The sequence below is a fragment of the Bacillus sp. 2205SS5-2 genome, assembly GCF_037024155.1.
Classification (GTDB): domain Bacteria; phylum Bacillota; class Bacilli; order Bacillales; family Bacillaceae_K; genus Bacillus_CI.
In genome coordinates this window covers 50,281-64,488 of sequence record NZ_JAYKTS010000004.1, presented here as the reverse complement: position 1 = coordinate 64,488, position 14,208 = coordinate 50,281, and the positions used below count along the sequence as shown (strand labels likewise).

At 37.9% G+C, this 14,208-nt stretch carries 15 protein-coding genes; 10 read left to right on the top strand and 5 right to left on the bottom strand.

What is annotated here, in order from left to right:
- Nucleotides 1-195 precede the first annotated feature (195 nt).
- The 4 genes from asnS (at nucleotide 196) to U8D43_RS03920 (ending at nucleotide 3,637) form a co-directional block, all read left to right on the top strand.
- Nucleotides 196-1,488: an asparagine--tRNA ligase gene (gene asnS / locus U8D43_RS03935; protein WP_335869684.1), complete on the top strand. Its 1,293-nt coding sequence runs from the start codon at nucleotides 196-198 to the stop codon at nucleotides 1,486-1,488.
- Nucleotides 1,489-1,743: 255 nt separating this feature from the next.
- On the top strand, nucleotides 1,744-2,445 hold the full coding sequence (locus U8D43_RS03930) for a DnaD domain-containing protein (RefSeq protein ID WP_335869683.1): 702 nt from the start codon (nucleotides 1,744-1,746) through the stop codon (nucleotides 2,443-2,445).
- Nucleotides 2,446-2,463: 18 nt separating this feature from the next.
- Entirely contained in the window at nucleotides 2,464-3,129 is a 666-nt protein-coding gene (nth, locus tag U8D43_RS03925; protein ID WP_335869682.1) for an endonuclease III, read from the top strand.
- On the top strand, nucleotides 3,119-3,637 hold the full coding sequence (locus U8D43_RS03920) for a YpoC family protein (protein ID WP_335869681.1): 519 nt from the start codon (nucleotides 3,119-3,121) through the stop codon (nucleotides 3,635-3,637). The genes nth and U8D43_RS03920 overlap by 11 nt, the downstream gene beginning before the upstream one ends.
- Nucleotides 3,638-3,672: 35 nt before the next feature.
- On the opposite strand, the gene U8D43_RS03915 is transcribed toward U8D43_RS03920, so the two are convergent.
- Together U8D43_RS03915 and recU are read right to left on the bottom strand one after the other, a co-directional pair.
- On the bottom strand, nucleotides 3,673-6,324 hold the full coding sequence (locus tag U8D43_RS03915) for a PBP1A family penicillin-binding protein (RefSeq protein WP_335869680.1): 2,652 nt from the start codon (nucleotides 6,322-6,324) through the stop codon (nucleotides 3,673-3,675).
- 10 nt (nucleotides 6,325-6,334) lie between these two features.
- A complete protein-coding gene (recU, locus tag U8D43_RS03910; protein ID WP_335869679.1) occupies nucleotides 6,335-6,979 on the bottom strand; it encodes a Holliday junction resolvase RecU in 645 nt (214 codons plus the stop codon).
- 113 nt (nucleotides 6,980-7,092) lie between these two features.
- Here recU and U8D43_RS03905 point away from each other — a divergent pair, with 113 nt between their 5' ends.
- The 3 genes from U8D43_RS03905 (at nucleotide 7,093) to U8D43_RS03895 (ending at nucleotide 9,151) form a co-directional block, all read left to right on the top strand.
- Complete coding sequence (locus U8D43_RS03905) at nucleotides 7,093-8,091, top strand: DUF2515 family protein (protein WP_335869678.1); 999 nt, start codon at nucleotides 7,093-7,095, stop codon at nucleotides 8,089-8,091.
- 324 nt (nucleotides 8,092-8,415) lie between these two features.
- A complete protein-coding gene (locus tag U8D43_RS03900; RefSeq protein ID WP_335869677.1) occupies nucleotides 8,416-8,661 on the top strand; it encodes a hypothetical protein in 246 nt (81 codons plus the stop codon).
- 136 nt (nucleotides 8,662-8,797) lie between these two features.
- Nucleotides 8,798-9,151, top strand: a complete 354-nt coding sequence (locus U8D43_RS03895; RefSeq protein WP_335869676.1) for a YppE family protein — start codon at nucleotides 8,798-8,800, stop codon at nucleotides 9,149-9,151.
- Nucleotides 9,152-9,269: 118 nt separating this feature from the next.
- Here U8D43_RS03895 and yppF read toward each other — a convergent pair whose 3' ends face one another.
- The gene (gene yppF / locus U8D43_RS03890; RefSeq protein ID WP_335869675.1) at nucleotides 9,270-9,494 is read right to left on the bottom strand and encodes a YppF family protein; all 225 of its coding nucleotides are present in this window, start codon (nucleotides 9,492-9,494) and stop codon (nucleotides 9,270-9,272) included.
- A gap of 198 nt (nucleotides 9,495-9,692) precedes the next feature.
- Between yppF and U8D43_RS03885 the strand changes: the two genes are divergently transcribed.
- Nucleotides 9,693-10,178 carry a YppG family protein gene (locus U8D43_RS03885; RefSeq protein ID WP_335869674.1) on the top strand — a complete coding sequence of 162 codons (486 nt, stop codon included), beginning with the start codon at nucleotides 9,693-9,695 and terminating at the stop codon, nucleotides 10,176-10,178.
- Here U8D43_RS03885 and U8D43_RS03880 read toward each other — a convergent pair.
- A complete protein-coding gene (locus U8D43_RS03880; RefSeq protein ID WP_335869673.1) occupies nucleotides 10,146-10,388 on the bottom strand; it encodes a hypothetical protein in 243 nt (80 codons plus the stop codon). The two genes, U8D43_RS03885 and U8D43_RS03880, sit on opposite strands and share 33 nt — an antisense overlap.
- An 81-nt stretch (nucleotides 10,389-10,469) precedes the next feature.
- Nucleotides 10,470-10,937: an Hsp20/alpha crystallin family protein gene (locus tag U8D43_RS03875; protein WP_335869672.1), complete on the bottom strand. Its 468-nt coding sequence runs from the start codon at nucleotides 10,935-10,937 to the stop codon at nucleotides 10,470-10,472.
- A 108-nt stretch (nucleotides 10,938-11,045) separates the two neighbouring features.
- On the opposite strand from U8D43_RS03875, the gene U8D43_RS03870 reads away from it, so the two are divergent.
- Together U8D43_RS03870 and U8D43_RS03865 are read left to right on the top strand one after the other, a co-directional pair.
- Nucleotides 11,046-11,837, top strand: a complete 792-nt coding sequence (locus U8D43_RS03870) for an alpha/beta fold hydrolase (protein WP_335869671.1) — start codon at nucleotides 11,046-11,048, stop codon at nucleotides 11,835-11,837.
- A gap of 82 nt (nucleotides 11,838-11,919) precedes the next feature.
- A complete protein-coding gene (locus U8D43_RS03865) occupies nucleotides 11,920-14,208 on the top strand; it encodes a DEAD/DEAH box helicase (RefSeq protein WP_335869670.1) in 2,289 nt (762 codons plus the stop codon).

Sequence of the window (14,208 nt, the reverse complement as noted above, 5' to 3'; positions counted from 1 at the left end):
GTATAGTATCAATCAATGCGGGTTCTGAAGAGGAAAGCGGTTTTAAAACAAGTTTCTTCAATCTATTTGCTGAATAGATTAGAAAAATCAATGAAATCTATTGATACCGTGCATGTCAAATTGTATAATTAGCAAATTGCATGTATAATAACGATAATTACATATGAGTGTTTATTTGTTTTGGAGGGAAATAACGTGAAAACTACAATAAGTGAAGTTAGTAAATATGTTGGAGAAGAAGTCACATTAGGCGCTTGGCTTGCTAACAAGCGTTCTAGTGGAAAAATAGCTTTTCTACAACTTCGTGATGGTACTGGATTTATTCAAGGAGTTGTTGTGAAAAGTGAAGTTGGAGAAGAGGTTTTTAAACAAGCCAAATCGCTAACACAAGAAACGTCACTTTTTGTTACGGGGGTTGTGCAGGAGGATACTCGCTCTCCATTTGGATATGAATTGCAAGTGAACAGTGTAGATGTTATTCATGAAGCAGTCGACTATCCTATTACGCCGAAGGAGCATGGAACCGAATTTTTGATGGATCACCGCCATCTTTGGTTACGTTCTAAACGTCAACACGCCGTAATGAAAATTCGTAATGAAATCATTCGAGCAACATATGAATTCTTTAATAAAGAAGGATTTGTTAAAGTCGATCCTCCTATTTTAACAGGAAGTGCACCAGAAGGTACGACAGAGTTATTTCATACCAAATATTTTGATGAAGATGCGTTTTTGTCGCAAAGTGGACAGCTTTATATGGAAGCGGCAGCGATGGCCCTTGGTAAAGTGTTCTCATTCGGGCCGACGTTTCGTGCAGAAAAATCCAAAACTCGTCGTCATCTAATTGAGTTTTGGATGATCGAACCGGAAATGGCATTCTATCAATTTGAAGATAACTTAAAAGTTCAAGAAGAATATGTATCGTATGTTGTTCAGTCGGTCCTTGAAAATTCTACGTTAGAATTAGATCGTTTAGGAAGAGATACATCTAAGTTAGAAAAAATTAAAGTGCCATTTCCGCGCATAACCTATGATGATGCGCTTAAATTTCTACATGAAAATGGATTTGATGATATTCAATGGGGAGATGACTTTGGTTCTCCTCATGAGACGGCGATTGCAGAAAGCTTTGATATGCCTGTGTTTATCACGCATTATCCAACCAGCTTAAAACCATTTTATATGCAACCTGATCCGAATAATGAGGATGTCGTTCTCTGTGCAGATTTAATAGCTCCTGAAGGATATGGAGAAATCATTGGTGGGTCAGAACGTATTCATGACACTGAATTACTGCAAAAACGTGTAGAAGAACATGATTTAGACGCTGAGGCGTATAAATGGTACTTAGAGACACGTCAATATGGATCAGTTCCACACTCAGGCTTTGGACTAGGTCTAGAACGAACAGTAGCGTGGATTAGTGGAGTGGAACATATTCGTGAATCAATCCCGTTCCCCCGTCTTTTAAATCGTCTTTATCCATAAAGATTCCCATGTATTGCTATACATGAATCGTCTTAAGGCCACGTACAATGATAAAGTACGTGGCCTCTCGTGTTTTAAAATTCACGAAATATCCGATAATTTGTAAGATTTAATGATTAAGTAAGGGGAAATTACTGAGATGAAATAACATTATTCTTCGTGAAAATAGGCTTTTGATTGAACAATTTCAACACTTCCCACCTTCACGAAGCCAATTTTATCTTCCCGTGATATACTAAAATTGAGGTGTCTGAAATGGATTATAAACAACTTTTGTTGACATGGTTAGAAAAAGGAAGCATTCAGCTCCCCAACATGTTACTCTCCCATTATTCAAAAATGAACATCGCAGAAACAGAGCTTGTTCTGCTGATACAGATATTATCTTATCAACAAAAAGGGATAAGATTTCCCACCCCTGAACAGCTGGCGAGTACGATGACTATATCGTCGGAACACAGTAGTTCGATTCTTCGTCAACTCTTACAAAAAGGTCTTCTAACAATCGAAGAGGGGACTTCTCCTGAAGGGATTCGATATGAGCAATATTCACTTCAATCGCTCTGGGAAAAAATGATATCTACTTTAGAACTAGAAGAAAAATCAAGTAATCTTCAACAAAACTTGATGGATGAAGGTGATTTATACAAAGCTTTTGAACAAGAATTTGGACGACCCTTATCTCCAATTGAAGTAGAAACACTTTCCATGTGGATAGATCAAGATCATCAAAATACAACCATTATTAAAGCAGCGCTTAAAGAAGCGGTGATTTCAGGAAAAGTCAATTTTAGGTATATTGATCGCATTTTGTTCGAGTGGAAGAAAAGTGGTGTGAACACAATCGAACAAGCAAGAGCACATAGCGAACGCTTTCGACAAAAACAACCACAACGAGAGAAAAAAGAAATACCAAGAAATAAATCCGTTCCGTTTTATAATTGGCTGGAGCAATAGTAATAAGGTGGAGAAGCTATGTTAAATATAAACCAAATTCGGTTCTGTCTAGATGAAATGAAAAAAATGTATCCAGAAGCTCATTGTGAGCTTGTACATGACAATCCATTTGAACTCGTTATTGCCGTTGCTCTATCAGCACAGTGCACAGACGTCTTAGTCAATAAGGTTACAAAGGAGTTATTTAAAAAATACAAAACCCCACAAGATTATCTTGACGTTTCGATTGAGGAATTACAGCAAGATATTAAATCTATTGGGTTGTTTCGAAACAAGGCAAAAAACATACAAACTCTCTGCACTCAACTATTAGAAAAGCATGATGGAGTAGTACCAAATACTCGCGAGGATTTAGTAGGTTTAGCCGGAGTTGGTCGGAAAACAGCTAATGTTGTTCTATCCGTTGCTTTTCATGTTCCCGCATTGGCGGTTGACACTCATGTTGAACGAGTCAGTAAACGGTTAGGTATTTGTCGTTGGAAGGATAATGTCTTAGAAGTAGAAAAAACATTAACGAGGAAAATTCCAGAAAAAGAGTGGAACGTAACGCATCACCGTCTCATCTTCTTTGGTCGTTATCATTGTAAAGCCCAAAATCCACAGTGTGTCGAGTGTCCACTTCTGCCCCTTTGCAGGGAAGGGAAGAAGAGGTTGAAAAAGAAGGAGATTACTCATGGAGTGTAATATTCCGTCACAATTAATTCATCCGCTTTTTTTTCAAGCTTCTTGTTCAGTCGAACAAAACATTGGAAGGAATTCCAATTGGATACACGAGCTTTTTCCATTTGAAATTATGTATTACACGAACGAAAAAAGTGATGAGCCTTTTCCTTGGCAAAATCCAGAAAATTATCTTAAAGAAATTTTTTCAGAGTGGGAATGTATACAAAATAAATTAAATTCACTATTTGCTGAGCGATCTAACGAGTTAGACGTAAAAATGAAAAAAGGGGTCTCTCTCTTGTTTAAGCTTTTATTTTGGAGCAATGACAAACCGGTCTCATTGGATAGCTGGCAAAAGTCAATTTTAGAGTATTCCTATAAGCCAGTGAATGTAATTGAAAGGCTAGATTTTGTCATTGCTAGACCAGTGGCTTACCCTTCATTTATACAGCTAAATGAATTGATGAATGAGCAATACAAACAAGGAATGAAAAAAATAGCCATCAAAAAAAGAAGACCGCCTGCTTAATAATTGGTAGGCGGATCTTCTTTTTTATATCATATTTATGACGTTGTGGTCGTTTCATTCCCTTCTGAGGAGTCATCACCTTCGTTACCATCTACCGGTTCATCATCTTCCCCTCCTGATGAATCACCATCACCGTCACCATTATCGTCATCATCACCGTCACCATTACCGTCACCGTCACCGTCACCGTCACCGTCACCGTCACCGTCACCGTCACCATTACCATTACCATTACCATTACCGTCACCATTACCTTCTTCGCCGTTACCATCATCATTTTCTTCATCGTCATTTGAAGGTTTTTCCTCAGGTATTTCAATGAGTATGGAAATCGGTTCACTTGCTTGTTCACCTGCAACAGCAATCACTTGGAATTGATAAATTCCGCCTGGCTGAACATTTTCAACATTTAAACCTAATTCTTTTGTAGTCGTAAGCTCTGTAAAAGGACCTTCATCAAGGGAGCCGGATACTTGAAATTGTACATCTTTGTTTTCTTTATGGTCGTATTTCCAAGTTAATTCAATAGAATTTTCTTTTTTCTTATATTTTGCCTTTAAGTTTTGTGGTGAAACAATTTTATCAAATTGTTTTGAATAATTCGTTGGCTGAGTTCCCTGAACGAACAATTCATAAATGATTTTATCTTTTGGTGTGTACTCACTTGGAAGTTTGGCTGGATTTGAGCCTACTTCAACCGGTGATTCAATGACAGAGGCAGGTTTTTTAAAATCGGCCGTGTCGACACCTTGAGATACGTGGCTCATGATGCTTCGGAAAATTCCAGCTTGAGTTACGCTTTGTCTTTCTTCTGGTGTTAAATAGCCTTTTTTATCATCATAACCTGTCCAGACGGACAAGGTGTAGTTCGTGGTATAACCAACAAACCACGAATCAGGTGCATTTCGAGAACTAATACCTAACTCTTCAAGTTGAGCATCCTCGAAGTTTGTTGTACCTGACTTTCCGGCTAAAGGAAGACCAGAAATTTTTGTGCTTCTTCCAGTGCCACTCGGATGATCGATTACACTTTTTAGCATATCGGTAACCATATATGCAGTAGAATCCTTCATCGCTATGGTAGGCTCAGAAGTAAAATCTACCTCAGAACCATCGCGAAGTTCAATTCGTGAAATAGAGTGAGGTTCATTATACAAACCATCATTTCCAAAAGCAGCAAAAGCAGCAGCCATCTGAAGAGGGCTAGTTTTCATTTCATCAGTACCAGCGGCACCACCAATTGAGGCACTCTCATAGTAATTTTCTAAGTCAATGCCTAAACCATTAATGAATTTCTTCGCTTTTTCAGGACCTACTTCTTTAAAAGTCTTTATCGCAGGGATGTTTCGAGAATCCCAGACAGACTCCCTCATAGTGATGGGTCCTTTAAATTGTTTATCCCAGTTTTTTGGTGACCATCCTTTATCTCCTTCATAAGGTTCATCATCAATCAAATGGTAAGTTGACCAATTTAAATTTTCGATTGCAGGTGCATAATCGATCAAGGGCTTGATTGCCGAGCCAGGTTGTAAACTTGCTTGAGTGGCAAAATTGTAGCCCCAATCAACCGACTCTTTTCCTCGGCTACCTATTGCTCGAACTGCGCCTGTTTGCGTATCTAATAACGTGACACCAGCTTGAAGTGTGTTCGCAAGCTCTTCCCTAGAGGAATAGCTAAGAATACTGTCATTCGTTAGGACGCTATTTACTTGTTTTTGAGCATCTGGATCAAAAGTAGTATAAATCTTCAATCCATCAGAGATGTCATATCCTTGTTTTTCAATTTCTTGAATCACCATGAAAATAAAAATATTATAATCTTCTTCCTCAGCGGATGCTCTTTCTTCTTCTTTAAGAAGTGTTTCGGTTACATTAATTTCCAGAGCTGCATTCATCTCTTCTTCGGTAATTTTTCCATGTTGGTTCATGAGCTTTAACACAATGTCTCGGCGCTTTTGAGCATCTTCTGGATATACAAACGGATTATAGTTATTAGGACTCTGTGGCATTCCAGCGAGCTGGGCAGCTTCATGAAGTTCTAATTCACTTAATTCCTTTCCATAGTAGTAATCTGAGGCAGTTGCAATCCCGTAAATACGACCACCCATTAAAATTTTATTGGCGTACATTTCGAAAATTTCTTCTTTTTCATATTTTTGTTCTAGTTGAATGGCAAGCCATGCTTCTTTTGCTTTTCTTTCTAATGTTTTATCGGTACTGAAAAAGTAGTTCTTTACGACTTGCTGTGTAATAGTCGAGGCTCCTTCAGAACCAAAACCACGGGTAATGTTAGCTAGAACAGCTCCACCCAAACGGATCGGATCAATCCCGTGATGATCAAAAAAGCGAACATCCTCAGTTGCAATAATCGCATCTCTCATGGTTGGAGGAATTTCATCAAATTCAACATATTTTCGATTTTCTTCTGATCCTATTTTTGTGACGAGATCTCCGTTCATATCGTAAATCTCGGATGAAAGGGTGTCTTTTAGAATTGCTTCATCCAAATCAGGTGCATCACTTACATAATAAGCAAACAATCCACCACCAGTTATTAATCCCAGTAGTCCTAAGATAAACATAAACAGAAATAGCTTTTTTAAAATCGAGCGCTTTTTCTTCGTTTTCTTCTTAGATGTTTGCTGGGATTTGCGGCGTTCTTCTCTTGACTTATAGTCACCAGCCATTGATATTTCCTCACTTTCTTTCATTAAAAGGTTCGTTTAGCATAAATGATAATTTATCCAGAATTTTAAGGTAGTCCAGTCTAGGTTGCAAGCCAATTATAATAGCGTGACTATGTTCAGTAATCTCCTCTTTTGTCATCGACTTTCTTCCACCTTTGTCCATTCGCTCCCAGTAAAACAGAAGAACTGGAAAAGGAAGCAGGAATACTTCATCAGTAGAAGAAAAACGTAAAATAACAAAGGCGATTCCGTTTTGTTGTATAACTTTTTTCATATGCTGTATTTGATGAGTGTGAAAGTTAGCTAACGGAAAAGAAGTTCTATTTTTTGTTTCCTTAGCTTCAAAATCGATATACATACCTTTGAAGACACCGTTATAATCGGTGGTGGAAGCTTGTTTGAAATAGGCTTCCTTAATAACTGCAGCGCTCCGTTTAGGGTAATCCACTTGAACAATTTGAACAGGAGTAGGTTTTTTATGTATAACCGCTCGGTCATGTTCAAGGTAGTATGCATGGGTTTCATTCAAGTCTTCTTCTAAGGTCATTCCACGATTACTATAGGAATGATCTTTCTTTATTTGATTGGTCCTCTTTTTCTCGGTATTGGATTGAGTTGGTTTGTATAATTTTCCGTTTGGATATCGAAAATTCAATCTTTTTCACCTCACAAGCTAAACATATCATATCAAAAAGTGCAAAAAAATGTGTGAATAAAAAGACCGAATTTCTCCAAACTTAACGATATACAGCCAGGGGAGGAGAATTGATGAAAAAAAGCTATTGCTTTCACCCATTATTGAAGAATATCTCCATCTTGGATAATGATCAGGTGATTGTTCAAAAAATATATGAACTTACCGCTCGGTTTAATATCGATAATGTTTCGAGAACAAAAGCATATGAAAATTTATTTCTTCTTCATCCTGAAATGAGGTGGTCGTATTTAGCTTCGATGGTATCTAGAAATGCGGGTTGGAATATGACGGATCTCCAGAGCCCTATGTTTTCTACATTATTATCCGAAAAGACTAGATTCCATATGTTTTATACGTATGAGAAAGCGAATTGGTTTATTTTTTCTGATGCGTTTCCTCAACTCCTTATTTACTCCTATTCGACGTATTTACAGAAGAATAGGTTTCATTTATTGTCCAATTTTTTAATTTCTCGTTTTATGCAGGAAGAATGGCGATATTATTGGGAGAACAAAAACAATGAACGACTGTTATTTTCCCTAATTGTCAATGAACAAAACCTACTTGAAGAACCTCTCTTGAAGCACCCTTTGTATAAAAGAAAGGTGTTTCACTCACTATCCTATCTATTTCAAAATTTTTTCCATTTAAGTAGTGTGATTTTCCCCACAAGAAGAGGAGAGCTATACGGTGGCAGTGTAACACAGTTCACGAAATTAAATAAGAGAATTTCCTTTGGGAAAAAACTCGCCAGGTTATTATTCGACCCAGAACTATTCCATGAATTTTTGGATTTTAGCTTTCATCAAAATCATACGGGTTCTCGAGTTGATTATGAACAATATTTAGCGGAGGAAAAACTGATTACAACACCTTGGCTTCGTCTATCGTGGCCGATAGTCACACATCATATACACGAAAAAAGGGATTGGACAACTAAGCGAAGACCATTACCAGGTTGGGAGCAGGAAATCACTCCTTTTAAAGAAAAAAACATCACAAGTTGGTTTTTACAGAAACGATTCGAAATCCAATCATGTATGAAAATAATGCAAAGTTTTAAAAAATAGCAAGGGGCAGCCCTTGCTATTTCGGAATATACTTTATTATGTTGCAGGTCGGTTTGGACCTTCTAACTTAGGATTTCCATAGCCTGCTTTTCGTTGTTCTTTTGACTCATTTTTGGACTTTGGTTGTTTTTTTACCATTCTATCCACCTCCAGTTCTTATTTTCTCTAATAAGTGTAAATTCATGCGAAATAGTTGTCGAAATTCCTGTTTTTCCTGCATGGGAAAAACTTTTTTTGTCAAATCTCTTCTAGTTTTGTCAAGGCGGAAGGTGTTTGTTAATCTATCTCGAAATCATATTTTAAAGAAAAGAGGAGGTTATACAGATGGTGAAAGAAGAAGTATTAGCAACTTTAACTGATTTAGACGTCATGCTTTCGATTTTAGATAATAAAATAACCGACTGCATTACCACTGAAGTTCAGGAAGCCACTCAACTAGAATTGAATTTAATGAAGATTCACCAATCCCTCCAGCTAGCTGAAAAAAAAGTCAAACTTATTAAAGATATTCGTCAACTTAAATCCACCTATCAAAAGCCGCCAGAGGCCGTTCTTGAACTAGGATCATAATCCATATACAATAAAAAAAGTAGCCAATTGGCTACTTTTTTATAATTTAGCAAGATTAATGGAATATCTTTATTTACATATTCCTTCAGAGCTTCCAATATGTATTTGAGATCTTAAAAAAGAAGGGAAGAGAGAAATGGATTCATTCATTGATTTAACTGAAGAACTCTATCACATAAATGATGATTTACAACAGATTTATCTTGCGAAAAGAGAGTCTGGCGAGAAAGGGGATTTTTATTTAGAAGTAAAACCTTATGCGGATAAAGTAAAACGAATTTCAGATGAATGGGGAAATGAGGCTTTAAAGTGGATAAGTACTAAGCATCCAAAGTATATTCACCCTATGCAAATTCAGCAAACCATGGAAAACTTTGAATTGGTTTCTGTACAGGCTTTTTTTCCTGAAACAAGCTTTAAGCGATTTCAAAGTTATCATCAATCGATTCAGTTTATATTAAAAAGCATTTTAGATGAAGAAAGACGGTAAGTTGATGGAAAAGGAGTTCGCTGGCTTACAGGGTTTTCTATAAAGATGAAAAATACTTTTTTTATTTATTGAAAAACCTAGATAAACAAAAAAAAGGCCATATGGCCCCAAGCGGTTTTTATGAAAGCGAGTGCATTTTATTATAGCGAAATGAAGATGGGTAGTAATCAGAAGGAATAAGAGCACCATTTCGTTCTAGAGATTGAATTAAGATCGAATACTCTTTTAGGGATATCTCGTTTAAAATATAAATGTTCTTAGCAAAATCTAATAATTCGTTTAATTCCTCAGGATCATGTTGGCGTCTTTGATTAAACAATTCTTTTAACTGTTGAACATTCATTTTTTTTCCTCCTTGGATGATCGTTCAATTCGAACGTCTATTTACAAATAGCGTACCATAGGAATTGGAAATTTGGATTTGTGAGAAAAATGAAACTTCCGACAGAATTTTTAGGATTCGACAATTTTAAATGGAGTCACACCATTTCCACTAGATGACATATGCTAGTAGAAAGTAAGTTCACAGGGAGGAATCCACATGAATAGACGCCAGCGCTTTCAATATTATCGACCTCAACCTCCAAACCCATATTCATATCAAGGTGGGCATCCATTCCCTCCGTTACCGTATATGAATATGGGAAATCAAGGGGTGCATCCTTCGCCGTTGCATCAGCAAGCAGTTTATCAAAATTTTCCTTCCCACGAGATACCATCAGGTAATCAATGGAATGCACCAGCGTACGCTACTCCATATCAACAAAGTAAATATTTTCAAAATCCATTACAAGAAGAGGATGATTACTACCCAGCACCGCCACAGTCGGTATATGCAAATCCTTATCCTAAGGGTAGCTATTCAATAAAAAAGCAAAAAGGAGGAGTCAGTTCAATCATGAATTCTTTTAAGGGTCAGGATGGTAGCGTCGATGTAAATAAAATGATGAACACAGCAGGACAAATGGTAGGTGCAGTGAATCAAGTGTCGTCATTAGTTAAAGGCCTTGGAAGCATGTTTGGATAAAACATAGTTTTTTTGTTGGATTAGCTCGAAACGGATAGAAAGAAAGAGAAAACTCAGTGCTGAATTAGCGTGAGTTTTCTCTTTTTTGTTGAAAATCAGATCATTTGTCAAAGTTGTTGTGATGAGCAGGGCACTTCCATATACCTGACGCCTTAGGGCAGCCACTTTCGCTTTTCGTGATCCAGCTACAGTGGCTAGGGACTCGGGCATTTGTCAGCCCCCTGCGTGAAGCAGGCTTCACTACGTGTACTGCCAGATGCCTGCCGTCCCTGGGCAGCCACTTTCGCTTTTCTATTTGATTTCTATGGATTTTCCTTTTTTCTTTGGAAGGATGAGTTTTAGTAGTCCGTCTTGGTAGGATGCTGTGGCATTTCGTTCGTCAATTGGTGTAGAGAGTGGGATAGTGCGTGACGAGCGATGAAAGGCTTTTTTCTTGGTTGCTTTGTTTTGGAGTGTGTCCTTTTTCTCCAGCATTTCATTTTGTTCAACGGAAATGGTTACATAGTTTTGAAGAATATCGATGGTTAATTGATCTTTTTTAACGCCTGGTAATTCAGCAGTAATAATATACTCAGATGTGGTTTCTTCTGAGTCGACAGGGAAGCCTCCAAAGGGATGAGGAGATGAAAAGAATTCATCGATGCTAGATAGCAATCCTTTAACCGGTCGCTCATGGAAAAATTCATTCATGGTTTTCATTATGTCTCCAAAAGGTTCCCGTTGATTTTTAGCTGGTCGATTTGAATTTTGTTTTTCCATAATTATTCCTCCTTTAAAATGGAAATTCATTTTGATTTATCTTATGCTATAAGTTGAAAGTTGTGAGATAGCCTAAAGAAATATAAATCGCTAAAAGGAGTGTATATGATGATGAACCAGAGAATTTCGACGAATGGATTAGCTTATTATGATCGCGGAGAAGGAGAAGTGGCACTTTTTCTACATGGTTTTTGTGGGAGCAGTGCCTATTGGGATGAAGTGGCTCCGCTGCTAGACACTCATCGAGTCATTTTAGTCGACCTTAGAGGACATGGGAAGTCTAGATATGATACCCCGGTAAAGTCTATAGAAGAACTGGCTTTTGATGTGCATAATCTTGTCATGGAATTAGGTGTTGCCCCGTTTCATTTATTTGGGCATTCTCTTGGTGGATACATTACGTTAGCGTATGTAGAACAATTTCCTCACGAAGTGAAAGGGTTTGGTCTCATTCATTCAACGGCTTTTCCTGATACCGTTGAAGGACAGTGGAATCGCCTTAAAGCCATCGAACAAATAACAGAAAAAGGATTGCCTTCGTATCTTGATGAATTAATTCCCAAATTATTTGCAGAAAAAAATCACATTCATTACAAGGAAAAATTGTATTGTATTCGTCAAATTGGGCTAGAAACGAAGCCCCAAGCCGCAAAAGATCTTCTTGCTGCAATGCGAGTAAGGGCAGATAGAAGAAGCATAATCGATAACTCTAATGTTCCTGTCTTACTTCTATCGGGGGAAATGGATGCAATTGTGCCGGTAGAAAAAGTGTTTTCCTCAGATAAACCTCATATAAAAAAAGTGATCTTAAAAGATTCAGGTCATATGGGGATGATTGAAGAACCGGAGCGAGTGGTGATAGAGTTGAAGCAATTTATGTGGAAGTCGGAAGAGAAATGAGGTCAATGGAAAGTAAATTAGTTTATTAGTTTTGCTTTCTCTCCGAACAAATATTCGCTACAATGTGGGAGAGGTGAAAGAAATGTTTCAAAAGAAATCATTACTAGATGTAATCCAGCTACTGCAAACAGATACATTGTTTAAGGATCAAATCGTTCATTGGGAGACCATTAATGAAAAAGAGGGAAAAACGGCTTCTTTCCCACAAAATCTTCACCCAAAGTTAAAAGAGACCTTAAGTAAAAGAGGGATTCATGATTTATATACTCATCAATTAAGTGCGTTTGAAACAGCAATGAAGAGGCAGAGCTTTACAGCTGTTACCCCTACGGCATCTGGGAAAACGCTCTGTTATAACCTGCCCGTGCTACAATCAATATTAAATAATAATTCGGCCCGTGCATTATATTTATTTCCAACGAAAGCTTTGGCTCAAGATCAAAAAAGCGAACTTAATGAACTAATTGAACAAGTAGATATGTCAATTAATAGCTACACATATGATGGAGACACAGCGGCAAATATTCGCCAAAAAGTAAGGAAAGCTGGTCATATTGTTATGACCAATCCAGATATGCTTCATTCAGCAATTTTGCCGCATCATACAAAATGGGTATCACTGTTTGAGAATTTACAATATGTGGTCATTGATGAACTTCATACTTATCGAGGGGTATTTGGTAGTCATGTGGCAAACGTAATACGGAGATTACAACGGATATGCTCCTACTATGGTAGTAAGCCAACCTTTATTTGTACATCTGCCACAATCGCAAACCCTAAAGAACTTGCGGAAGAACTGACCGGTTCGACCATGGAATTAATCAATAATAACGGATCCCCAAGTGGGAAGAAGCATTTTGTTTTTTATAATCCCCCGATTGTCAACAAGCCGCTAAATCTTCGCCGAAGCGCTACACTAGAGGTGCGAAATATCGCTGGAGAGCTTTTGAAGAATAGAATTCAAACCATCGTCTTTGCACGTAGTAGAGTAAGAGTGGAAATTATCTTGACGTATCTACAAGAACTCGTAAAACAGCAACTCGGCCCGAAATCCATCAGAGGATATCGAGGGGGCTATTTGCCAACACAAAGAAGAGAAATTGAGAAGGGATTAAGGTCCGGAGATATTTATGGAGTGGTCAGTACCAATGCCTTAGAGCTAGGCGTAGACATTGGTCAGCTTCAAGTGTGCGTGATGACAGGTTATCCAGGAACTATTGCAAGTGCTTGGCAACAAGCCGGGCGAGCGGGAAGGCGACACGGGGAATCGCTAGTGATAATGGTAGCGAGTTCGAGTCCATTAGATCAATACATTATTGAAAATCCCGCTTATTTTTTTCAAAAGTCACCTGAAACAGCTCGAATTAACCCAGATAACATGGTCATACTAGTTGACCATGTCAAGTGTGCGGCCTATGAGCTTCCTTTTCGTAGAGAAGATCAATTTGGCAAGCTTGACGTTGAAGATATCTTGGAGTTTTTACACGAAGAAAGAGTTTTACATGAAAATGGCGAGAAGTTTTATTGGATGAACGATGCCTTTCCTGCTCACAATATTAGTTTGCGATCGGCTTCACAAGAAAACATCATTATTATTGATACAACAAATATAGCAACTGTAAAAGTTATCGGTGAGATGGATCGATTTAGTGCAATGACTTTGCTACATGACGAAGCGATTTATATTCATCAGGGGATTCAATATCAGGTAGAAAAACTTGATTGGGAAGAGAAAAAAGCATTTGTTCGAGAAGTGGATGTTGATTATTTTACGGATGCAAATCTAGCGGTATCACTTAACGTACTTGAAGTAGATAAAACCAATCAGGATAAAGAAATAGTGTGTGAGTATGGAGATGTGTCTGTTCGAGCAATGGCAACCATATTTAAGAAAATAAAATTTGATACCCATGAAAATATTGGTTCAGGCCCTATTCACTTGCCAGAAGAAGAACTTCACACCTCATCGACATGGTTCTCTTTCTCCCAACCACTTGCCTCCCTATCAGACGAGCGCTTGGAAGCGGGATTGATCGGGATCAGTCACGCACTTCATGCCATTGTTCCCTTATTTGTAATGTGTGATCCACAAGATATCGCGATTGTTCCTCAAGTGAAAGCATCTCATAATGAAAAAGCTACCATTTTCATTTATGATCGCTACCCTGGGGGTGTCGGACTAAGTGAAAAGGTGTTTGGAAACATTGGGGAAATATTAGAAGAAGCCAAGAAAATGATTTCTAAATGTCGATGCCATGACGGCTGTCCATCATGCATTGGAACGGAACAATCTTCAAATACTGTAAAAGGGGATGCACTGAAATTATTGGCGATTTTGTTAACGGTAGGTGTGGAAGGAAAGGATTAA